This window comes from Massilia yuzhufengensis (genome assembly GCF_900112225.1).
Lineage (GTDB): Bacteria > Pseudomonadota > Gammaproteobacteria > Burkholderiales > Burkholderiaceae_D > Telluria > Telluria yuzhufengensis.
This window is the reverse complement of record NZ_FOLD01000005.1, coordinates 117,686-138,748: the sequence shown is the minus strand read 5'-3', so window position 1 is coordinate 138,748 and position 21,063 is coordinate 117,686. Positions and strand designations below refer to the sequence as shown.

The following is a 21,063-nucleotide window of genomic DNA, read 5'->3' as shown; positions in this document are numbered from 1 at the left end:
GGTCAGGGTCGCGCGATCGACACCCCGCCATCGACCAGCGACGCGGTGCCGGTCACGAAACTCGCATCGTCCGAGGCCAGGTAGAGCACCGAGCGCGCCACCTCTTCGGGCGAGCCCACCCGTTTCAGGGCGTGCAGCCCGGTGATATAGGCCGTCTTGTCGGGCGTATCGTTCATCTCGCGGTACATCGCGGTATCGACGGCGCCGGGCAGGATGGCGTTGACGCGGATATTGTCCGGCCCGAACTCGGTGGCCAGTGCCTGCGTCAGTCCGATCAGCCCCGATTTGCTGGCAGCATAGGCGGCCACGCCCGGGAAGGCGGCGGTATGGCCGACAAAGGTCGAGGTGAAGATCAGCGAGCCGCCGCCATGCTTGAGCATCTGGGCGATCTGGTGTTTGGCGCCCAGGAAGGAGCCCGTGAGGTTGATCGCCAGCGCGTCGTTCCAGCCGGCTTCCGACACCCCGGTGGAAGGTCCGCCTTCCCCCAGCACGCCGGCATTGTTGAAGGCGATATCGAGCCGGTCGTAGGTACTGACGGCCAGCGCCACCAGGGCCCGCGCATAGTCTTCCGAGCGCACGTCGCCTGCGAGGCCGACGGCCTGGCCGCCGCCAGCTTCGATCTCGGCCACCAGCGCGTCCAGCTCTTCCTTGCGGCGGGCGCCGACCACGAGCTTTGCTCCTTCGGCGGCGAACAGGATGGCGGTGGCGCGGCCGATGCCGGCGCTGGCGCCCGTGATGAGGGCGACTTTGTTGGTCAAACGGTTCATGGTGATTCCTTTGAAAAGTGAGTAAGCAAGCGGATCAATCGATGAATTGCTGGACGGCGGCGATGGTGGCGGCGGGCGCCTCTTCCATCAGCCAGTGGCCGGCGTCCGGAATGACGACTTCGGTGACGTCTCCGGCGGCGTGCCGCATGACGGCCGCCTGGGTCGCGCCGAAGGACTTGGCGCCGCCGATGGCCAGGACCGGCATGCCGAGCTTGCGGCCGGAGAGGGCCTTGCGGTTGTCCTCGCCGTCTTTCGGAAAATTGCGGAACTGGGCGAAGGCCGAACGCATGGCGCCGGGACGGGCGTAGAGGGCGGCGTAGTAGGCGCGCGTGGCCTCGTCCACCTTCGCCGGGTCGCCCGCGAACTCGTTCCAGAAGCGGTCGAGGTAGATGCGCTCGCGTCCGGCCACCAGGCGCTCGGCATCCGGCCCGCCGAAGGAGAAGTGCCACAGCAGCGGATTGCGCACAAGCTCGTCCCAGGGCCCGACGCCCGGCACCGGGGCATCCATCACCACCAGGCGCTCGGTTTTTTCAGGGTAGCGGGCCGCATAGGCGAATGCGACCATGGTGCCGATGTCATGGCCGACGATCGCCGCCCGGTCGATGCCCAGCCGGGTCAGGACAGTGCGGATGTCGCCGGCCTGGGTCCATTTGTCGTAGCCGCCGTCGGGATGGGACGACAGCCCCATGCCGCGCAGGTCGGGAACGACCACGGTGTGCTTCGCCGCCAGCCGGGCGGCAAGCGGAGACCACATGGCGCCGGTATCGCCGAAGCCGTGCAGGAGCACCACCGCAGGGCCTTTGCCGCCGACCATGACATGGAGCGTCGCGCCTTCGGCCTGGACCTGTTTTGCCTGGAACGACGAGGGGAAGGGCTGGACTTCCGCAGCAGCGGGCAGCGCAAGGGCCATGGCAAGCGCCGCACCCGAGATGAACTTGAACATGATGGATTCCTCGCCCGAAAGGGGAAGGCCGGTCGGCCTTCGCATTGCCCTTGGGAGTCAATCCAGTATGGTTTAGTATGTTTGGGCGGAGTAGCCACCAATTCCCGCACCAGCTTTCCGGGAACGCCGAACAATGATGAAACTCGAGGGGATTGCCACCTTTGTGAGTGTGGCCGAATGCGGCTCGCTGACCGAAGCGGCGCGCAGGCTGCGCGTGGCGCGCTCAGTCGTGAGCGACCGCCTGGTGGAACTCGAGCGCTCGCTCGGCACCCGGCTGCTGCAGCGTTCCACCCGCAAGGTCAGCGTGACCGAAGACGGCGCCGCCTTTCTCGAGCGCGCCCGGCGCATCGTGCGCGAAGTGCAGGAAGCCGCATCGGACCTGGCCGAGCGCCATGGCTCCCTCAGCGGGCCGCTGCGCATCTCGGCGCCGGTCACCTTCGGCCGCATGCATCTCGGCCCGGCGCTGTACGCCTTCCTGGCCCGGCATCCGGACATCCAGCTTACGCTCGACCTGAACGACCGCAGGGTGGACGCCAGCTCGGATGGCTTCGACGCCATCATCCGCCACGGGCCGATGAGCGACACCTACCTGACCGCCTGGCCACTGGCGGCCAGCCGCCGGGTGCTGGTCGCGGCTCCCGCCTACCTCGAACGCCATGGCGTGCCCACGACGCCCGCCGAGCTGGAAGGGCACCGCGGCATCTTCTATACCAACCGGGGGAGCGACGACTGGCGCTTTCGCCAGCAGGACCATGTCCGCATTGTCCAGGGGCGGCTGGCGGCTGCCCTGAACAACGGCGACATGATGCGCGACGCGGCGATCGCAGGGCTGGGGGTCAGCCTGCTGCCGCTCTTCATTGTCAGCGGGGCGCTGGCGGAGGGGACGCTGCGCGTGATCGATATCGGTATCGACGCCGAGCAGGAATATATCTACATCGCCCACCCGGATGGCCGCAATCCTTCCACCAAGCTGCGCGCGCTGGCAGCCTGGCTCAGGGCAGCATTCGGCAACCCGCCCAGCTGGGACTCAGGCGGCCAGGCGATTGAGCGCTTCGCGTACGGCCAGGCCGCCACCACCGATGAGCGCGGCGAAATAGATGATGGTGGCGAGGTTGCTGATATAGCCCAGCAGCACGCAGACACCGTCGCGCTGCAGCAGCCCGATCGCAAGGAATAGCAAGGCCACCGCCGGGAAGGTGTTGCTGAACGGGATCAGGCCGAAGGGCATCATCAGCAGCACGGCGCCCAGCACGATCGACAGGTTGTTCAGGCGTTCGACCGGGCCCTCCGCCACCATCCACTGGATACGGTTGGGACGGCTCACGCGCTCGAGCTTCTGCAGCCAGGGCAAGGCCTTGCGCAGTACCGGGCGCAATTTCCTGGTCCCGATCATCCGGTGTTTCAGCTTCGCCGGAATCCACAATTCGCGCCGGAACAGGCGGCTCATGCCGATCAGCAGAATGGCGGCGCCAAACACGGTGCTTACGCCCGGGATCGACACCGGGAGCAGGAACACCAGGGTGAGCAGGGCGGTCAGGATCAGCAGGCCGTCGTTGCCGACGCGGTGGATCAGCTCACTGAGTGTGATACCGGTGCGGGGCAGTGAGCGGACCAGGGAACGGATCCTGCGGGAAATTGGTTCAGCGTGCATCAGGCGTCTTTTCTAGTGGCGGCAGGCGACAGTATAACCAAGCCGCTACTGGGACATTTGCCGCAGTGAAGATTCTCCTTTGATTGTGGCAAATCCACCGGATTTCACCGGGATTTCACCACGGGTTTCCTATCCTGCGTGCTCGACCACTTATTCGGGTAGCCAGATTGAGACCATTGACCATGTTGTTGGGAATCCTGCTTCTTTCCGTGCAATTGCACGCGGCTGGGGCGAACGTGGCGCCACGCATCGCCGCCCTGCTGCAGCAGCAAGGACTTGACGGCGCCGTATGGACCACGCTCGACGCGCAGGGCGCGGCCGGCGTCAGCGATGCGCGTAGCGGCGAGCCGATGCGGGCGGATGCACGCGTGCAGGTCGGGTCCGTCGCCAAGGCGGTGCTGGCAACCGGGGTGTTGCGCCTGGTCAGCGAGCGGCGCCTGTCGCTGGATGCGCGAGTGGCCGCGCTGCTGCCCGGGGTGGCGTTCGACAATCCGTGGGAGAACACCGATCCACTGCGTGTCCGGCATTTGCTCGATCACACGTCTGGCCTGGACGATGCGCGCTTCTGGCAGGTCTTCAGCTTGAGGCCGCGTGCGGATGGGCCGCTGGCCGCAGCCTTCCCGCCGGAAAGCGGCTTGCTGCGCCTGCGCCACCGGCCGGGCACGCGCTTTTCATATTCCAACATGGGATACACGCTGCTCGCCATGGTGGTGGAAGCGGTGGTGGAGCAAGCTTACGAGCGCTACTTCGACGCCGCGCTGCTGGCGCCGCTAGGCATGCACGACAGCAGCTTCGCCTTCGTGTCGCAAGACAGCGACCCGCGCCTGGCGATGGGACATGTCGAGCACGGTGAAACGCATCCCGCAGTCCCGTCCTGGGTCCGCCCCGCGGGGCAGTTCACCACGACCGCCGCCGACATGGGCCGCTTCGCGCGTTTTCTCATGAGCGACGGCAGCATTGGCGGAAAACCATTTATCGATGCTGTGCTGCTGCACCGCATGGGCGAGCCGAAGGGAACCGAAGCGGCGCGCGCGGGCCTCTCGGTCGGCTATGGCCTCGGCCTGCGCAAGGTCGACCGCCACGGTGCGCTTGCCAAGTGCCACAGCGGAAACACGATCGGCTTCCGGGCGACGCTGTGCCTGTTCCCGCAGACGCAGCAGGCATTTTTCATCGCCATCAATGCCGATAGCGAGACCGCCGACTACCACCGCTTCGATGCCGCACTGGTCCAGGCGTTGGGACGCGCGGGCCCGGCGCCGCCGGCAAGCCCGGCGCCGCGTTTCGATTCCCGCGGCTGGGAGGGCTTCTATATTCCTTCGCCTAACCGTTTCGACAGCATGCGCTTCGTCGATACCGTGTTCAACGCAGTGCACGTGCGCAGTGATGGGGCGCAACTGCGTTTCGCGCCATTCCAGTCGGCGGCGGTGGCGCTGGACCACGCGGGGAAGGGACTATTCCGTGCTCCGGGCAAACTAATGCCGTCGCACGTGCTGCTCATTTCGGCGCAAGGCGAGCGCATCATCAGCACCGGGACCCAGAGCTACGCGCAGGTGCCGCTCATGCGCCTGTTGCCACTGTGGACCAGCATGGCCGCGGGCATGCTGGGACTGGCGTTCATCCTGGTCAGCGCAACTGTCAGGGTGGCCAGGCGCAGCATGCCACTCCATGATCCATTGCTGGCGCCGTTCGCCGGCGTGCTGGCCCTGCTGCTCCCGCTTCCCTTTTTCTACACGCAATCCTTCCTCCAGTTGGGCGACCTGACGATGGCAAGCGGCCTGCTCGCCACCGTGACGGGGGCGCTGCCGCTGGCGATGCTGGTGGGGATGGGAGAGATGTGGAGACGGAGAAAGCTGGACAAGGCTGTGTTGGCGGCCTTGGTGGCGGTGCTGCAACTGGCGGCCGTGCTGGCCGCCTGGGGGCTGCTGCCGCTCCGGCTGTGGGCCTAGCACCTTCGCACCTTCGGGGTCAGGTCTGACAATCGGACACAAGCTCGGCTGTACAGAGCAAAAATCGGCGAAAACCCTGAACGCTGGGCGTCATGGTTCACCGGGCTGGGTTCCGCGCTGGTCGACCGGGGCAGCCTGGCGCACGACAGCGTCGAGGTGCCGAGCCGCCTGCTCGGGCCGAAGCTGAGCAGCGCGTCGCTGTCGGGCTACTCCATCATCGCAGCCGCCGACTTCAACGAGGCGGTGAAGCTGGCCGAGGCCTGCCCGATCTTCGACGAGAAGGGGGCGGTGGAGATCGCCCGCCTGCGCGACGCGGCGCCCTAGCCTTACTGTTCGACGAACACCACGGCGGTGCGCGCCGGCACGGTAAAGCTGCCGGTGGCGCTGTCGAACAGCGCTTGCGCGGCGCGCTTGTCGGCCGCACCGGGCGCCGTGTGCACCGGGTGCAGGCGCAAGGCCTTGCCGCGCAGCGCCGCGTCCGTGATCCGCTTCTCCACCTTGTCCACGTTCACTAGGTAGCCGATGCCGGCATACTGCGCGCCGGCATAGTTGCGCCCATCGAGCCACGCGGCCAGCACGGTGGCTTCCTGCTGCGGTCCGGTGTTGAAGAAGCGCAGGCGCTGCACGATGTCGTCCGTGGTGCGCATGCGCAGCAGCGTCGAGCTGGCGCGGATCGCCAGCAGGTCGCGGAAGGCGTCGCGCGCAAAGGCGATATCGGCGGGGCGCGGCTTGATCGCTTCGGCCTGCGCCAGGTAGGGTTTGAGCAGCGGCCAGTCCTTGCCGTTGTCGTCGCTTTGCGGCAGGCCGGTGCCGAAGTAGTTGTCCTGGTAGCGCCAGTCGATGCGGTTGAACCAGTCGCCCGAATTGAAGCTGTTCTTGTCCAGCGACTTGGAGCGCAGCGTGTCGATGCCGGCGTGGTAGTAGGCCACGCCCTGGCTGAAGGCGTTGATCGCCATGCCCAGCACCTGCACCCGCGCGCGGTCTGCGGTACTCGTCGCCAGCGGCAGCTTGAGTACGTTGATGTCGAACAGGGTCTGGTTGTCGTGGTTCTCGACGTAGTTCACCACTTCGCCCGGCTGGCTTGCGTAGCCGGCCGGCTGGTTGCCGTAGGCGATGTCTTCCAGCTTGCGGGTGTTGCCGTCGAAGGTCTGCAGCCGATAGCGGCGCACCGAGCCGGCCAGGCCAACGCGGATCATGTCGGCCGCCTGCAGCAGGTCGGTGGCCTTGTGCCCGCCGCCCAGCGCGTTGGGGTCGTACACCAGGCCATTGATATAGCCCTGGCGGCGGACCATCGCTTCGCCCGAGTCGCCGGCCGAACCGCCGCGTACGGCGTCGCGCGCGCGGTCGCTGAAGCTGCCGATGCCGGAACCGTTCAGCGATAGCTGCGAGGCCTGCACGAAGCGTGCGCCATCCGCCACTTCGCCGAAATTCCAGCCTTCGCCGATCAGCTGCACATGGCGGCCGGCGGCCTTGTCCACGCGCTTCTGCAAGCGCTCCATGGCATCGCGCGGCTGGTGGCCCATCAGGTCGAAGCGGAAGGAGTCGAGCTTGTAGTGGCGCGTCCAGAGTTCCGCCGAGTCGATCATCAGCTTGGCCATCATGCGGTTCTCGGTGGCAGTGTTGTCGCAGCAGGTGGAACGCTCGATACCGCCCACGGCGTTGAGGCGGTGGTAGTAGCCCGGCACCACGCGGTCGAGCACCGACTTCTCGTTCTGGCCGGCGATGAAGGTATGGTTGTAGACCACGTCCACGCCCACCCGCAGGCCGGCCTTGTGCAAGTCCATCACCATCTGGCGTAATTCGATGACGCGGCGCGCGCCGTCGGACGGGTCGCTGGCGTAGCTGCCCTCCGGGGCATTGTAGTGGTAGGGGTCGTAGCCCCAGTTGAAGCAATCGGTTTCCGCGGTCTTGCGGGTCAGCGCCTGCTGGCTCTCGCCGTCCGGCGTGCCGGAGGGCGCCGGGACTGCGCAGTCCTGTTCCGGCACGCTGCCCAGGTCATACACCGGCAGCAGGTGGATGTCGGTCAGGCCGACCTTGGCCAATGCTTTCAGGTGGCGCATGCCGTTCGAGCCGGTCTCGCCGAAAGCGGCGTACTTGCCGCGCTTGGACGCCGGCACGCTCGGGTCGTTGATGGAAAAATCGCGCACGTGCAGCTCGTAGATCACCATGTCGGTCTGCGCCTTGACCGTGTTCGGCGCGCGCGTGGCGTCCCAGCCCTTCGGCTTGAGCCTGGCCGAGTCCAGGTCGGCGATGTAGCTGCGCTTCGAGTCGGTGGTGAGGCTGACGGAATATGGGTCGGTGACGAGGTTGCGCACCAGGCCCATGCCGTCGACGGCCACGTCCACGGCGTACTTGTAGTAGCTGCCGGAGAGGTCGCGCGCAACCTGCGCACTCCACGCGCCGGTGCGTGCGTCGAAGGCCATGTCGTGCACGGCGCTGGCGCGTCCTGTGGCGCTGTCATAGGTGCACACGGCGACATGGCGCGCGGTCGGCGCCCACAGGCGGAAAGCCGTGCGGCCTTTCCGTGGCGTGGCGCCCAGGTCGGGGAGCTCGCCGGCGGGCGCGTACAGGTCGTCCAGCGCGCCTGCCACCTGGATGCGGGTCGCCGCGAGCACGGTGCCGTCAAGCGCTTCCTGCACCAGCACCAGCTGGCCGCGGTGCAGGTCGTTCATGCGCGGCAGGTCTGCGCTGCGGAGCGCGAACGCCGGGCCGGCGGCGACGTACTTGAAGCGCTCCGGCAGCCGGCCGGTGAAGGCGTCGAGCGGCAATGCGCCGTCGGCGCCTGTTACCTTGGCGCCGGCTTGTGCGACGATGCCCGCAGTGGCCGAGTAATACAGGCGGAACGTGCCGCCGGCCTCGGCGCCGGGCCATTGCACGGTGCGGCCGTCGAGCCAGACGGCGCGCGCGTCCAGCGTGGCGCTCGACGCATCGAGCACCTGCTGGAAGGACGGGCTGTCGCAGCTGGCAAGGGGAACCGCGGCGTGCGCGGACGTGGCAAGGGCGGTCGCCGCGAGGGCGACAATGCGAAGTCGGGTCATGGTGAATCAGCCGCGGTAGTTGTCGACCATCTTGTAACGGCGGGCATACAGCCCGAACGCCAGCGCCGCCAGCATCGCGAAGCCTGCAAAGAAGTACATCTGGAAGGCCATCACCCCCACCCCCGAGCTTTCGATCTGCGCAATCACCGCAGGGTTCTTCACGCCCGAGTTCACGATCAGCACCCACAGGTTGCCGACCGTGACCGCCAGGTACCACAGCGCCATGATCACGCCCTTCATCGAGGCCGGGGCCTGGCTGTAGGCGAATTCGAGGCCGGTGGCCGAGACCAGCACCTCGCCCAGCGTCAGCAGCGCATACGGCAGGATCTGCCAGGCGATCGACACCGCATCACCCGCGTCGAGCTGCACCTGCAGGTTGCCCACCACGATCCAGGCCAGTGCCGAGAAGGCGATACCGGCGGTCATGCGGCGCAGGGCGGTCGGCACCAGGCCGATCTTGTTCAGCAGCGGGAACAGCACCAGGTTGTTGAAGGGGATCAGCAGCATCACCAGCAGCGGGTTCAGCGCCTGCATCTGGGCCGGCAGCACATTGAAGCTGTAGCCGAGGAAGCTGACGTCGGTGGACATGGTATTGGCCTGCACGATCCAGGTCGAGGCCTTCTGGTCGAACAGCGACCAGAACGGGGTGACCAGCGCGAACACGATCAGGATGCGCAGCACGGCGCGCACGCCGTCCACGGCGTCGTCCGGGTGCACGCCGCGGGCGCGGTCGAGCTGCATCGAGGCGCCGGTGCCGACGAAAGCGATCAGGGACACCAGCGCCAGGCAGGCCGCGATGACGAAGCCCATGCTCGGCGTGAACGCCAGCGACACGACGGCGCCGATGACGCCAATGGCGGCCACCACCAGGCCGGGACGGCCCGCGCCCGGGCGCTGCGCCAGCACGGCGGTGCGCACCACGTGCAGGAAGGAGTGCGGATTGCTGGCCGCGGGCGGCACGTGCACGTACTTCTTCTTGCCGCTCCACAGGATCATGGTGGCGATGAACATCAGGATGCCCGGGACGCCGAAAGCGACCGACGGTCCGTAGTCGCGCAGGAGCAGCGGCATCAGGAGCGAGGCGAAGAAGGAGCCGAAATTGATGATCCAGTAGAAGGCGTCGAAGACGACCTTCGCACGGCTCTTGTTGGTCTTGTCGAACTGGTCGCCGACAAAACTGGCCACCAGCGGCTTGATGCCGCCCGATCCGAAGGCGATCAGGAACAGGCCGAAGTAGAAGCCGTTGACGCTGTGTTCGAAGATGGCGAGGCAGGCGTGGCCCGCGCAGTAAATGAGGCTGAACCAGAAGATGGTGTTGTACTTGCCGTAGTAGCGGTCGGCCAGCCAGCCGCCCAGCAGCGGGAAGAAGTACACGCCCATCATGAAGGTGTGGAACACGTGCTTGGCTTCGCCGGTGCGCTCGGACTCGGCCACGAACAGCAGCAGGGTCGAGATCAGGAAGGGCGTCAGGATGTTGCGCATCCCATAGAAGCTGAAACGCTCGCAGCCTTCGTTGGCAATGATGTAGGGGATCTGGCGCGGCATGCGCCCGGCCTTGCTTACGTCGCTCGTTGCTGCAGAAGTCATGGCTTCCTCGGAAAATCGAAACAGACGCGATCCTATGCCGAGGCTGAGTTACTTTGCAATAAAAATATTGTTGCGAAATGCGGCAGTGGGCGTCGTCGCGTAGTTTAGCTACTTTTTCCGCGGCACTGGAAACGATCATCAAATCCTAAGCTCATGATTTATAAGGATAATTAAAGTTTTATGGCGCAGATAGGTCAATTGTCAAGTTTTTCGAGATCCTGTATATTGCCTAGAATTCCACAAAACACCGACGGACGAGCCATGACCCAGAACCCGACGACCGCGAACCCGAACTGGTGGCAGGAAGCCATCATCTACCAGGTCTATCCGCGCAGCTTCCTCGACTCCAACGGCGACGGCGTCGGCGACCTGCCCGGCATTACCGAGCGGCTCGACTACATCGCGCAGCTGGGCGTGGACATCGTCTGGCTGTCGCCGTTCTTCACCTCGCCCATGAAGGACTTCGGCTACGACATCGCCGACTACTGCGACGTCGACCCGCTGTTCGGCACCCTGGCGGACTTCGACCAGCTGGTCGCCAAGGCCCACAGCCTGGGCTTGAAGATCATGATCGACCAGGTGATGTCGCACACCGCCGACAACCATCCCTGGTTCCTGGAAAGCCGCACGAGCCGCGACAATCCGAAGTCCGACTGGTATGTGTGGGCCGACCCGCTGCCGGACGGCTGCCCGCCCAACAACTGGCTGTCGGTGTTCGGCGGCTCGGCGTGGCAATGGGACACGCGCCGCAAGCAGTACTACATGCACAACTTCCTGGTAAGCCAGCCGCAGCTGAACTTCCACAACCCGGAAGTGCAGCAGGCCCACCTCGACGCCCAGCGCTTCTGGCTCGAGCGCGGCGTGGATGGCGTGCGCATGGATGCCTGCGTGTTCCACTTCCACGACCGCCAGCTGCGCAGCAACCCGCCGGCGCTGGTGCGCGACACGTCCACCGTCACCGACGTCAACCCCTATGGCATGCAGGCCCACCAATACGACAAGACGCAGCCGGAGAACATCGCCTTCCTGCAGCGGGTACGTGCGCAGCTCAATGAATTCGGCGCGGTCTCGATCGGCGAAGTCAGTTCCGACGACGCCCTGGCGCAGATGGCCGAGTACACCGAGGGCGGCGACAAGCTGCACATGGCCTACAGCTTCAACCTGCTCACGCCGGTGCACACGGCCGCGCACATCCGCACCCAGGTCGAGGAATTTAACGAGCGCGTGAAGGATGGCTGGGCCTCCTGGTCGGTAAGTAACCACGACGCCATCCGCGTGGCCACGCGCTGGAGCGACAGCAAGCCGACGCCGGCCCTGGCCAAGCTGGTGCTGGCGATGCAGCTCTCGCTCAAGGGCACGCCTTGCCTGTACCAGGGCGAGGAACTGGGGCTGGAAGAGGCCGACGTGCCCTTCGAGCTGCTGCAGGACCCGTATGGCATCACCTTCTGGCCCGAGTTCAAGGGCCGCGACGGCTGCCGTACGCCGATGCCGTGGGAAGCGCAGAAGCCGCATGCCGGCTTCACCAGCGGCCAGCCCTGGCTGCCGGTGGCCGCGCCGCATGCGGCCGTCGCGGTCGACCGCCAGGAACGGGATGCGGATTCGCCCCTGAACTTCGCGCGCCGCTTCATCGCCTGGCGCCGCAGCATGCCGCAGCTGACGCGCGGCGAGATCGCCTTCTTCGATGCGCCCGAACCGGTGCTGGCCCTGCGCCGCGACCTGGACGGCATGGATGGCGTGCTGGCCGCCTTCAACCTGGGCGCTGAGCCGGTGAGCTTCGACTGGCCCGAGGCGGTGCAGGCGATCGCGCTCGATGCGCAAGGCCTGCCGGGCAGCGCCGCCAATGGCCGCGTGACCCTGCCGCCCTACGGCGCCTGGTTCGGCAGCGTCGCCGGCAGCGCCGCATAATGGGCAAGCAGCAGGACGCGAGCCGCCTGGCCGACAAGTCTCCGCGCGCGGCCTTCGCCGACGGCCCGCGCCTGCTGGCGGACATCGGCGCGACCCACGCGCGCTTCGCGCTGCAGACCGCGCCCGGCGTGTTCAGCGCGGTGCGGGTGCTCAAGTGCGAGGACTTCGAGGGCATCGTCCCGCTGCTGCGCTACTACCTGCACGACCACGCCGGCATCCGCCTGCACCATGCGGCGCTGGCGGTGGCCAACCCGATCAGCGGCGATTTCGTCCGCATGACCAACCGCGACTGGCAGTTTTCCACCGACGCCGTGCGCCGCGAGCTGGGCCTGAACACGCTCCTGATCGTCAACGACTTCACGGCGCTGGCGATGGCCATTCCCGGCTTTGCCGCGGCCGACCTGATGCAGGTGGGGCAGGGCGCGCCGGCGCCGAACGCCGTGGTCGGCGTGCTGGGTCCGGGCACGGGCCTGGGCGTCTCGGGCGTGATCCCGACCGCCGACGGTTTCGTGACCCTGGGCAGCGAGGGCGGCCACGTCAATTTCGCTCCCGCCGACGAGCGCGAGTTCGCGATCCTGCAGTACGCCTGGCGCGAATGGCAGCACGTGTCGAACGAGCGCCTGGTGTCGGGGCCGGGCATGGAAATCATCTACCGCGCACTGGCCCAGCGTAACGGCGTCGATGCGCCCGCGCGCAAGGCGGCGGATATCATTGCCAGCGCGCTGGATGCCCAGGATCCGCTGTGCCTGGAAGTGCTGGAATGCTTCTGCGGCATGCTGGGCGGCGCGGCGGCCAACCTGGCGGTGACGCTGGGCGCCTTTGGCGGCATTTTTATTGGCGGCGGCATCGTGCCGCGCATGGGCGAGTGGTTCGCCGGCTCGCCATTCCGCGCGCGCTTCGAAGCCAAGGGCCGCTTTTCCAGCTACCTGGCCGAGATCCCGACCTACGTCATCACCACGCCCAACCCGGCCTTCCACGGCGTGGCGACCATCCTGGCCGAGCACCTGCGCGGGCGCAGCGGCGCCAATACGCTGATGGAGCGGGTCCAGCAGTTGCGGCACGAGTTGACGCCGGCCGAGCAGCGGGTGGCGGCGCTGGTGCTGGAGCAGCCGCGCCTGGTGCTGAGCGAACCGATCGCTGAGATCGCACGCCTGGCCGACGTGAGCCAACCGACCGTGATCCGCTTCTGCCGTTCGCTCGGCTTCCAGGGCCTGGCCGATTTCAAGCTGAAGTTCGCCAGCAGCCTGACCGGATCGATCCCGGTGCGGCACAGCCAGGTGCGCATCAGCGACTCCACCCACGACCTGTCGGCCAAGGTGATCGACAATACGGTGTCGGCGATCCTGCGTTTCCGCGACCAGCTCGACGTACGCTCGCTCGACCGCGCCATCGAGCTGGTGAGCCGCGCGCGCCGCGTCGAGTTTTTCGCGATGGGGAATTCGCGCGCGGTGGCGCTGGACGGGCAGCACAAGTTCTTCCGTTTCCGCATCCCGACTTCGCTGTACGGCGACTCGCACCTGTTCAAGCTGGCGGCCGAGCTGCTGCAGCCAGGCGACGTGGTGATTGCGATATCGAATTCGGGCAGCATCGCCGAGCTGCTGGAAGCGGTGGACATCGCGCGCGCCGCCGGCGCCGACGTGATCGCCATCAGCAACAGCCAGTCGCCGCTGGCGCGCAAGGCCAGCGTGTGCCTGGCCGTGGACCATGCGGAAGACAGCACCAGCTTCTTGTCGATGATCTCGCGCATCCTGCAACTACTGCTCATCGACATCATGGCCGTGGGTATTTCGGTGGACGGCCAACATGGCGAAGCGCAGGGCGCGGATGAGCGCAGGCTGCTGATTTCACACCTGGATAGCTGAGGAAGCACGCGGGCGGGGAGCCGCTGGCCCAGGGAGAAGGTGCGGACGGCAATGGATGCAAGATCGCTTACCGGCAGCGGCCAGCGGCTCTATCAAGATAGAAGACGCGGCTCGTTTTGGTTTGTGCCAGCTCAATCGTGCTCGCCTGCTTACCTGCGGTGCTTGCCGAGGAATTGCCAGATCACCTCATTGCCATCGATGTCGCGCGTCGTCTTCCCGATCGGCAGGCCGACGTTGAAGCCATCGGCGCCGGGCCAGGCGTGGCCGCCTTCCCGGAGCGTGGCCAGCGCCACGCTCCGGGCGCCGTTCGTCTGTTCGCGCCAGATCACGTCGGTGCCATCAAGCGGATCCGCATCGATGACCCGGCCGCTGGACCCAGCCGCCTCCATGCCGTTCTGCTTGAGCCAATAGCCATACGAGTCTTGCGCCGACAGGTAGCCGGCCGGCTTGCCGCCGTAGGCCACGACCTGGTCCGCCGTCCCGTGCACCAGCAGCACGCCGACCTTCGACGGCTTTGTGTGATGCTGCACCACCGGCTCCGGCATCGGTGCGCCGACCGAGGCGACGGCGGCGAACAGCTGCGGCAGTTCTGCCGCGATGCGCAGCGCGAAGAAGCCGCCGCGCGACAGCCCCGTCGCATACACGCGGCTGCTGTCGATTCGGTACTCCAGCTTGAGCTTTGCGAGCAGCGCTTCGGTATAGCCGATGTCGTCGCTGCCTTCGAGGTAAGGCATGCCGAAGCCCACGTTCCAGTCCTGCTTGATGCCGAGCGGGTAGACCACGATGAAGCCATGGCGGTCTGCCGCGCGGTTCATCTGCGTGTAGAGCATCTGCTCGGCCATGCTCATGCCGCCGCCATGGAAGTTGAAGACGAGCGGGAAGGCCTTCTGCGGCTGGCTGGCGTAGGCAGGCGGCGTGTAGACGAGGTAGCGGCGCTTTTCTTCCTTGTGGACGAGTGACTGCACCTGCGCCAGTGCGGGGAAGGAGGTGCAGGCCAGGATGAGAAGGGTAATCAGGATTTTCATGGTGCGTGCTTGCGTAGTGGGAGAGCACGCAGGATAGGAAACCGGCGGTGAAATCGCAGTGAAATCTGCCGGGTTTTAGCTGGGGCGCCGCGGCGTGATGGTCACGCGGTAGTCGGTGGGCCCGGGATGGAAGGCCAGTTGCCAGTCCATGGCCTGGGCAAGGCGGCCGAGCAGGTTCTGGCCGTGCAGGAAGCCCTGGGTCCGGCCGGGATGCGCAGCGTCGACCGTGTTGGTGATCTCCAGCCTGCCGTCAGCGAAACGGATGGCGAGGCGCGCACCGGGGCCGCCGTGGAACAGCGCGTTGCCCAGGCAGTTGTTGATGAGGAGCGTAGCCAGGTGCCGGTTGCCGCAGACTTGCAGCCGCTCGGGCAGGTCGATGTCCAGGCATCTGCTGCTGCCTTCTTCGGCCAGCTTCAACAGGCTGTGCTCGATGCATCCGCGCAGGTCGAATGCTTCGGGGCCGATGTGTTCGGAGCGCGCCAGCGCGAACAGCACCTCGATCACCTTGCGGATCTCGTCGAGGCCTTCCCGCAGCTGCGCCACGTCCTGCTGGTCGAGCGGCTGCGATTGCGCCAGCGTGAGCGTGTTGTTCATGACGGTGAGCGGCGTGCGCAGTTCGTGGCTGACGTCACGCGTGAAGGCGTGCTCGCGCCGCAGCGCCGTGTGCAGCTCGGCGATGGTGGCGCCGAGGCGCTCGGCAAGGTAGCCGATTTCGTCAGGCCGCTGCCTTGCGCTCAATTCGATGGGACCATGCGGCTCCAGGTTGCGCACCTCGTGCGCCAGCAGCTGCAGCGGTTCCACCAGCCTGCGCGAGAGCAGCCAGGCCAGCAGCAGCGCCAGGCCGACCAGGCCGAACGCCACGAACAGCAGGACGCCGCCGACGTCCTGCACCAGTTTCGATACCACCAGCAGCGGGCCGACGTCGGCCAGCAGGTAGAGGCGCTGCGAGGCGTCGCCGCTTCCCAGCACCAGCGAACGCAGGTGGTAGTGCTGGCCGGTGCCGGTGAATACTTCGGCGCGCTTGGCGCCGGCGCTGGCCTGCTGCCGCACCACCTCGGGCAGCGCGTCGAAGCTGCGGTACACCCGGACCAGGTCATTGCCCGGCTGGCGCACCGCGTCATGCACGCGGTAGTGGGCGCCGATGGCGGCTGCCTCGCTTTCCAGCAGGCGGTCGACCAGCATGTCTTCGGTGACGTAGGAAATGATGACCGCCAGCCCCGTATAGCAGACGCAGATGAGGATCGTGAAGCCGGCGAGGGCGGCGAACAGGCCGTGCCGGATCGACTTAAACATCGGCTACCGCTTCCAGCTGCAGCCGGTAGCCCAGTTGCGGAATGGTTGCGACCATCTTCATGCCGCTGGCGCCGTCCAGCTGCTTGCGCAGCGCGTAGATGTGCGATTTGAGGGCGTCGCTGTCGGGTGGGTTGGCGCCCCACACGTGCTGCAGCAGCGCCGAGCGCGAGACCGCGTGCGGATATTCGGTGCACAGCATCAGCAGGATGCGAAAGCCGGTCTGGGTCAGCGCCACCGGCGCGTTGTCGTACAGGGCGCGCAGCTCGCGCGGCAGCAGGGTCAGGGCGCCGACCCGCAACTCCTGCTCGAGGTGCAGCTGGCTGCGCCGCGCCAGGGCTTCGCAGCGCAGGGCGAGTTCGCGCAGGTCAAAGGGCTTGGTGAGGTAGTCGTCCGCGCCGTCGCTGAAGCCGCGCGCCTTGTCCTCGAAGGCGTCGCGCGCGGTCAGCATCAGGACGGGCACGTTGCGCGGCGCACGCGCCTTGATCGCGCGGCACACGGCCAGGCCGTCCATGTCGGGCAGGTTCAGGTCGAGCAGGACCACGTCGTAGGGTTCGCGCGTGGCCAGGTCGATGGCAAGGGCGCCGGTGGCGGCGTGGTCGAGCTGCCACTTCAATCCCTCGAGGAAGGCTACTACCTGGCGCGCGATGGTCGGGTGGTCTTCCACGAGCAGGATGGACAGGGGTGGTCGGGACATGGAGTGGGGCGTCGACAAGAACGAGGCTGATTGTACGACGGCGCTCAGGTGGAGTGGAACTGCGCCGTGCGTCGATGTTCCGGCATTCGCACTATAGTCGAGGCAACGACTTGACGTGAAAGGATCAGGATGCGACACCTTTTATTACTTGGAACGTTCGTGCTCGTGAGCGCGTGTTCGGAAAAGACGGCGCCCCCGGCCGCTGTCGCCACGAAGGCGCCGGTGGCCGCGCCCGCACCCACTGTGCTCAGCGCCGAAGGCATCGACGCCCTCCGCTTCGGCATGACGCTCGAGCAGGCGGAGAAGGCGTTAGGAAGCAAGGCGGCCTTGCCGGAACCCTTCGATCCGGCTTGCAGCATGGTGCGTTTTGCCGCGTTCGACAAGCTGCGCTTCATGGTCGAAAGCGGTGTCGTGACGCGGGCCGATGCCGGACCGGGTGTGCAGAATGCCCTCGGCGTTTCCGTGGGCGACACGCTGGCGCAGGTGCGGGCAAGCCATCCGGGCGCCGAGCTCACGCCGCATAAATACGATACGAATGGCCATTACCTGACTATCCCGAGCACCGACGGCCGCGCCGCGATCATCCTGGAGGAGAGCGGCGGCAAGGTCACCAAGCTGCGTGCAGGGCTGCAGCCGGCCGTGGCCTACGTCGAAACCTGCGGATAGGCCGATCGTCCGGCAGTTGGTGCATCCGGCTTCGGTGACAGCGAAGCCGTATTGCTTACTGGCCGACGCAGATGATGCGGGTGTCGTATTCGTGGGCGTTGCCCTTTTTCGTCGTGGCCCAGGCGATGACTTCTTCGGCGTCGGCGATCGTCATGACGGTGGCCTTTTCCTTGTTCTTGATGAAGGAGACGCCCTCGAACTTGCCTTCCTTGCTGCGCATGACTTTGGCGAAGACGGGTGGTTTCTTGCCGTCGTCGACGCGCTTGTTTTGCTGGACGAGGTAACGCTGGTCTTTGGTTTCCATGAGAATGTTCTGTGCGGTGGGATCAAAGGCGTATTTTACGGCTTGTGCACCTCAAGCACGAAAAACCATCTTGCCTTGGGGACAGGTTCGCGTTAGCAAACGTAACTTCGATTGCCTCTTGTCAGCGCTGGCCTAGACTGAACTGACGCTAATCGATCGGAGGTCGACATGAACATCCAGGGCATACGTCTATTGAAGCGCGGTGCGGTGGGCCTGCTGCTCGTTGCCGGGCTTGGAGGGTGCGCCGTGTACGGGCCGCCCTATGCCGGCAACGATCCGTATTACGGGGGCGGCGGCTATTCGACCTACTACGGCGCGCCCGTCGAGCTCAATCTTGGGCTGGGCTACTACGGCGGCAGCCGGCACGGGAATTACCGCCGTGACGGATGGGGACATGGCAGGTCGCACGGCGGCGGCAGGCGCGGCCGCCATTAAGCGAGGACCGGGCGGGGGCTCCCGCCTGGCTTGCGATCACTTCTGCTTGTAAATCGACTGCAGGAGCTTGAACGCTTCGCGCTTCGGGGTCAGGTCTGACATTTGGACACGGCCTCAACGCGCTTCGCGCTTCGGGGTCACGCTTCGGGGTCAGGTCTGACATTTGGACACGGCCTCAACTGTACATTCAAATCCGGGCCGTACAGAACGTTCCGGCCCTGCCAATGGCAATTTTTTTGCTCGCAAGGCCGTGATTAAAGCAGAGCTCGTGTCCAAATGTCAGACCTGACCCCGAAGTTACGATATTTCGCTCGCAAGGCCCCTGATTAAAGCAGAGCTCGTGTCCAAATGTCAGACCTGACCCCGAAGTTGCGCAGTTGGTTTTAGTCGGCGCTTTTCAGTTCGACGCGGTGGATGTTGCGGCGCCATTCTTGCAGGGACATCAGGGTGTCGGTTTCGGTGTCGTCGACCAGGATCTCGTCGCCTTGTTGGGCGACCAGGAAGCTTTCGCGGCGGCGCACGTCGTTGGCGCGGTTTTCGACGAAGGTGAGCTGGTAGTATTTTTTGCCGTTCACGTCGCGCGGGGTGGGGTCGTCTTCGATGACGGCGCCGTGGGCCTTGCCCTTGGAGCGCTTCTCGATTTGTTCGGACCACGCCTTCAGTTCCGGCACGGCGAGCAGGGCGGTCATGGCCTGCTCTTTCGTGCGCACAGGCGTTTCCTTGACGGCGGCGGGCGCTGGCTTGGCGGGCTCGCGCTCGGCGCGCTTGCAGCCGCCGAGCGCGAGGGCCGCGGCCAGGAACAGCGCCAGCAGCGGCAGGGAAGGACGGAATGCAGCGCGTGTGTACATAGGGTGCCTCGTAGGGTGACAAGGCAGTCTAAACCATGCGTGTTTTTCCGGCAACATCACTTGCCGAGGGCGCCATGCGTTCGCATCGTGCGGGCGAGGTAGCGGGCCAGGGCGTCGTCCGGCGCTGGCGCGGGCGGGCCGCCGAGGTAGCGGTGCAGCATCGTCAGCAGCAGGTGCACCTGCGCCTTCTTCGCTACCGGGTCGCGCAGGTTGTGGCCGGCGTCGGGATCGATCAGCAGGCCTACCTGCTTGCCCAGCCCCTGCAGGTGGGCGACGTAGTCGACCACCGCCTCGATCTCGATCTTCTCGTCCCGGCCGCCGGCCAGCACCATCAGGGGAGCGGTGAGCCTGGCGGCCTGGCGGCGCGGTGCGTCGGCGGCGATCGGCGCCATCTGGGCCGCGTTGTCCGGGTCGATGCCGGCTTCGCGCAGCACCTGGCGCAAGGGTGGCTCGCCGGGGCGCGCGGGTTCGGCGGCGGACACGCGCAGGGTGCGGGCGAAGTCGGGCGTGGGCTGCATCGCCATCCCGAAGCGGAACATGCCGGGGTTGTGGGTCAGCGCCAGCAGGGTGGCGTAGCCGCCGAACGAGGCGCCGGCGATGCCCAGGCGCTGCGGGTCGCCGACGCCTTGCGCCAGCAGCCAGCGCACGCCGTCGATGATGTCGGCCTGCGCGCGGCCGTTGCCGTAGCCGGCGCCCGGGGCTTTGGTGTAGCGTTCGCCGTAGCCGGTCGAACCGCGGAAGTTCGGCTGGAACACAGCGTAGCCGCGGTTGGCGAGCAGCTGCGCCAACGCACTGTAGCCGCCATCCACATGGCTCCACGGGCCGCCATGGACGACGGTGAGCAGCGGCAGGGCGCGCGCCGGCAGGCCGGCCGGCAGCGTGAGGTAGCCGTGTACCGTGGCGCCATCCGAGGCAGGGTAGCTGATGGCGAGATGTTCGGCCAGCTGCGCCGGCGGCAAGGGCGCGGCGCGTGCGCGCACCTCGTCCAGCACGGGACGGAAGGCCTGGCGCTGCAGGCCGAGGATCCAGAAGCGCGCATGCGACAGGCGCGCGCCGCGTTCGACCACCAGGCAGGCCGTCGGCGCGCAGGATTCCACCAGGGCGCCGCCCTGCGGAAATTGGCGCGCGATGCTCGCCGCGATGCGCCGGCCTTCATCGTCCAGCCCGTACAGCCGCAAGCGGGGAAGCTGGTAGGTGGCCAGCATCGGCTGCCCGCTGTGCGGCGACAGGGTCACGCCGACCAGGTCGGACAGCGCATCCGGATCGGTGTGGAGCAGCCGCCGCGCGCCGCCGGCCAGCGTCACCTCGATCAGCGCCTCGCGGTCGTCCGCATGCCGGGTGCGCAGCAGCAGCCGCTTGCCATCCTGCGACAGCGCGACCAGGGCGCAGGTGCGCAGCGGCTTGCAGCGGGCCGCTTCGACCCAGCTCGCACCTTCGCGCCGCAAGACCAGCTGGTTGAAGCCGGCGTCCACGCTGCGCAGCACGGCCGGCGCGCCATCGGGCCCGGCCAGGAATGCCGCGACGACACCGGGCCCGTCGAACAGGATCGTGCGGGCGCCGTCGGCGCCGATGCGCACCAGGCGCGTGGTGCGCCGCGCCACATCGGTTTCCTGCACGATGGCGTGGCGCGGCATGCCGCGGTCGATGCCGGCAAAGCGCTGGCTCCCGTCCTTGGCGAACATGGCCACCCGGCCGCCGGCGCCGTCGCGCATGCCGACGGCGGACAGGCTGCCTTCCTGCGCCACGAACAGCACCGCGCCGTCGCGCGACCAGTGCACGCGGTCCTTCGGGTCGACGGCGATGAGCGGGCGGGGTGCGCCGCCGCCAAGCGGCATGACGTGGAGCTCGGCCTTGTTGCCCTCGTCCTCGATCCAGGCCAGGTGCGAGCCGTCGGGCGACAGGCGCACGTCGCGCAGGCGCTCGGGCTGGTCGAAGGCGTCCGGCGCCAGCAGCGGCGCGCGCGGCAGGGCGGCGTTGCGCGCCAGCGCGGCCGCCAGCGGCTCGGCGTGGGCGCAGGTGGTGACCAGCAGGAAGGCCGCGCACAGGCGTGCGCCGGCCCGCGCCAGCGCGGCGCATGAGAGGTGTGGCATGGTGGCTTC

Annotated in this window: 17 protein-coding genes and 1 pseudogene; 7 read left to right on the top strand and 11 right to left on the bottom strand. The window is 66.9% G+C overall.

Features of this window, described 5'->3' with window-relative positions:
* Positions 1 to 2: 2 nt before the first annotated feature.
* Together BM031_RS06645 and BM031_RS06640 are read right to left on the bottom strand one after the other, a co-directional pair.
* Entirely contained in the window at positions 3 to 767 is a 765-nt protein-coding gene (locus BM031_RS06645; protein ID WP_091872765.1) for an SDR family oxidoreductase, read from the bottom strand.
* 34 nt (positions 768 to 801) lie between these two features.
* Complete coding sequence (locus BM031_RS06640; protein WP_091872762.1) at positions 802 to 1,710, bottom strand: alpha/beta fold hydrolase; 909 nt, start codon at positions 1,708 to 1,710, stop codon at positions 802 to 804.
* A 133-nt stretch (positions 1,711 to 1,843) separates the two neighbouring features.
* Between BM031_RS06640 and BM031_RS06635 the strand changes: the two genes are divergently transcribed.
* The gene (locus tag BM031_RS06635) at positions 1,844 to 2,887 is read left to right on the top strand and encodes a LysR family transcriptional regulator (RefSeq protein WP_091872759.1); all 1,044 of its coding nucleotides are present in this window, start codon (positions 1,844 to 1,846) and stop codon (positions 2,885 to 2,887) included.
* Here BM031_RS06635 and BM031_RS06630 read toward each other — a convergent pair.
* A pseudogene (locus BM031_RS06630) lies at positions 2,858 to 3,361 on the bottom strand (exopolysaccharide biosynthesis protein); the annotation flags it as partial. The gene BM031_RS06635 and the pseudogene BM031_RS06630 overlap by 30 nt on opposite strands.
* Positions 3,362 to 3,597: 236 nt before the next feature.
* Between BM031_RS06630 and BM031_RS06625 the strand changes: the two are divergent.
* On the top strand, positions 3,598 to 5,307 hold the full coding sequence (locus BM031_RS06625; RefSeq protein WP_177207672.1) for a serine hydrolase domain-containing protein: 1,710 nt from the start codon (positions 3,598 to 3,600) through the stop codon (positions 5,305 to 5,307).
* 156 nt (positions 5,308 to 5,463) lie between these two features.
* Positions 5,464 to 5,631, top strand: coding sequence for a YciI family protein (locus tag BM031_RS25460; protein ID WP_177207671.1), 168 nt, complete (start codon positions 5,464 to 5,466; stop codon positions 5,629 to 5,631).
* A gap of 2 nt (positions 5,632 to 5,633) precedes the next feature.
* Here BM031_RS25460 and BM031_RS06620 read toward each other — a convergent pair whose 3' ends face one another.
* Both BM031_RS06620 and BM031_RS06615 read right to left on the bottom strand, forming a co-directional pair.
* Positions 5,634 to 8,345, bottom strand: coding sequence for an alpha-1,6-glucosidase domain-containing protein (locus BM031_RS06620; protein ID WP_091872751.1), 2,712 nt, complete (start codon positions 8,343 to 8,345; stop codon positions 5,634 to 5,636).
* 6 nt (positions 8,346 to 8,351) lie between these two features.
* A complete protein-coding gene (locus tag BM031_RS06615) occupies positions 8,352 to 9,932 on the bottom strand; it encodes a POT-type proton-dependent oligopeptide transporter (RefSeq protein WP_229408667.1) in 1,581 nt (526 codons plus the stop codon).
* 261 nt (positions 9,933 to 10,193) lie between these two features.
* On the opposite strand from BM031_RS06615, the gene BM031_RS06610 reads away from it, so the two are divergent.
* Both BM031_RS06610 and BM031_RS06605 read left to right on the top strand, forming a co-directional pair.
* On the top strand, positions 10,194 to 11,837 hold the full coding sequence (locus BM031_RS06610) for an alpha-glucosidase (protein ID WP_091872746.1): 1,644 nt from the start codon (positions 10,194 to 10,196) through the stop codon (positions 11,835 to 11,837).
* The gene (locus BM031_RS06605; RefSeq protein WP_091872743.1) at positions 11,837 to 13,699 is read left to right on the top strand and encodes a glucokinase; all 1,863 of its coding nucleotides are present in this window, start codon (positions 11,837 to 11,839) and stop codon (positions 13,697 to 13,699) included. The genes BM031_RS06610 and BM031_RS06605 overlap by 1 nt, the downstream gene beginning before the upstream one ends.
* A 149-nt stretch (positions 13,700 to 13,848) precedes the next feature.
* Here the strand turns inward: BM031_RS06605 and BM031_RS06600 are convergent, their stop codons facing one another.
* The 3 genes from BM031_RS06600 to BM031_RS06590 form a co-directional block, all read right to left on the bottom strand.
* A complete protein-coding gene (locus BM031_RS06600) occupies positions 13,849 to 14,724 on the bottom strand; it encodes a CE1 family esterase (protein WP_091872740.1) in 876 nt (291 codons plus the stop codon).
* 75 nt (positions 14,725 to 14,799) lie between these two features.
* Positions 14,800 to 16,017, bottom strand: coding sequence for a sensor histidine kinase (locus BM031_RS06595; protein ID WP_091872738.1), 1,218 nt, complete (start codon positions 16,015 to 16,017; stop codon positions 14,800 to 14,802).
* A complete protein-coding gene (locus BM031_RS06590; RefSeq protein ID WP_091872734.1) occupies positions 16,010 to 16,711 on the bottom strand; it encodes a response regulator transcription factor in 702 nt (233 codons plus the stop codon). Before BM031_RS06590 ends, BM031_RS06595 begins: the two co-directional genes overlap by 8 nt.
* A gap of 129 nt (positions 16,712 to 16,840) precedes the next feature.
* Here BM031_RS06590 and BM031_RS06585 point away from each other — a divergent pair, with 129 nt between their 5' ends.
* Positions 16,841 to 17,377 (top strand): hypothetical protein, encoded by a 537-nt coding sequence (locus tag BM031_RS06585; RefSeq protein ID WP_143084517.1) that lies wholly within the window; start codon positions 16,841 to 16,843, stop codon positions 17,375 to 17,377.
* A 55-nt stretch (positions 17,378 to 17,432) separates the two neighbouring features.
* Here BM031_RS06585 and BM031_RS06580 read toward each other — a convergent pair whose 3' ends face one another.
* Positions 17,433 to 17,681, bottom strand: a complete 249-nt coding sequence (locus tag BM031_RS06580) for a hypothetical protein (RefSeq protein WP_091872729.1) — start codon at positions 17,679 to 17,681, stop codon at positions 17,433 to 17,435.
* A 168-nt stretch (positions 17,682 to 17,849) separates the two neighbouring features.
* On the opposite strand from BM031_RS06580, the gene BM031_RS06575 reads away from it, so the two are divergent.
* The gene (locus tag BM031_RS06575; protein WP_091872726.1) at positions 17,850 to 18,116 is read left to right on the top strand and encodes a hypothetical protein; all 267 of its coding nucleotides are present in this window, start codon (positions 17,850 to 17,852) and stop codon (positions 18,114 to 18,116) included.
* Positions 18,117 to 18,499: 383 nt separating this feature from the next.
* Here the strand turns inward: BM031_RS06575 and BM031_RS06570 are convergent, their stop codons facing one another.
* Together BM031_RS06570 and BM031_RS06565 are read right to left on the bottom strand one after the other, a co-directional pair.
* Entirely contained in the window at positions 18,500 to 18,964 is a 465-nt protein-coding gene (locus BM031_RS06570) for a hypothetical protein (protein WP_091872723.1), read from the bottom strand.
* A gap of 56 nt (positions 18,965 to 19,020) precedes the next feature.
* Entirely contained in the window at positions 19,021 to 21,054 is a 2,034-nt protein-coding gene (locus BM031_RS06565) for a S9 family peptidase (protein WP_091872722.1), read from the bottom strand.
* Positions 21,055 to 21,063: the final 9 nt, after the last annotated feature.

Excerpts from the sequence above, each read along its gene's own strand:
- BM031_RS06620 (WP_091872751.1), bottom strand. The coding sequence starts at position 8,345 with ATGACCCGACTTCGCATTGTCGCCCTCGCGGCGACCGCCCTTGCCACG.
- BM031_RS06615 (WP_229408667.1), bottom strand. The coding sequence starts at position 9,932 with ATGACTTCTGCAGCAACGAGCGACGTAAGCAAGGCCGGGCGCATGCCG.
- BM031_RS06635 (WP_091872759.1), top strand. The coding sequence starts at position 1,844 with ATGATGAAACTCGAGGGGATTGCCACCTTTGTGAGTGTGGCCGAATGC.
- BM031_RS06600 (WP_091872740.1), bottom strand. The coding sequence starts at position 14,724 with ATGAAAATCCTGATTACCCTTCTCATCCTGGCCTGCACCTCCTTCCCC.
- BM031_RS06645 (WP_091872765.1), bottom strand. The coding sequence starts at position 767 with ATGAACCGTTTGACCAACAAAGTCGCCCTCATCACGGGCGCCAGCGCC.
- BM031_RS06585 (WP_143084517.1), top strand. The coding sequence starts at position 16,841 with ATGCGACACCTTTTATTACTTGGAACGTTCGTGCTCGTGAGCGCGTGT.
- BM031_RS06590 (WP_091872734.1), bottom strand. The coding sequence starts at position 16,711 with ATGTCCCGACCACCCCTGTCCATCCTGCTCGTGGAAGACCACCCGACC.
- BM031_RS06640 (WP_091872762.1), bottom strand. The coding sequence starts at position 1,710 with ATGTTCAAGTTCATCTCGGGTGCGGCGCTTGCCATGGCCCTTGCGCTG.
- BM031_RS06575 (WP_091872726.1), top strand. The coding sequence starts at position 17,850 with ATGAACATCCAGGGCATACGTCTATTGAAGCGCGGTGCGGTGGGCCTG.
- BM031_RS06610 (WP_091872746.1), top strand. The coding sequence starts at position 10,194 with ATGACCCAGAACCCGACGACCGCGAACCCGAACTGGTGGCAGGAAGCC.
- BM031_RS06570 (WP_091872723.1), bottom strand. The coding sequence starts at position 18,964 with ATGTACACACGCGCTGCATTCCGTCCTTCCCTGCCGCTGCTGGCGCTG.
- BM031_RS06595 (WP_091872738.1), bottom strand. The coding sequence starts at position 16,017 with ATGTTTAAGTCGATCCGGCACGGCCTGTTCGCCGCCCTCGCCGGCTTC.
- BM031_RS06580 (WP_091872729.1), bottom strand. The coding sequence starts at position 17,681 with ATGGAAACCAAAGACCAGCGTTACCTCGTCCAGCAAAACAAGCGCGTC.
- BM031_RS06605 (WP_091872743.1), top strand. The coding sequence starts at position 11,837 with ATGGGCAAGCAGCAGGACGCGAGCCGCCTGGCCGACAAGTCTCCGCGC.
- BM031_RS06565 (WP_091872722.1), bottom strand. The coding sequence starts at position 21,054 with ATGCCACACCTCTCATGCGCCGCGCTGGCGCGGGCCGGCGCACGCCTG.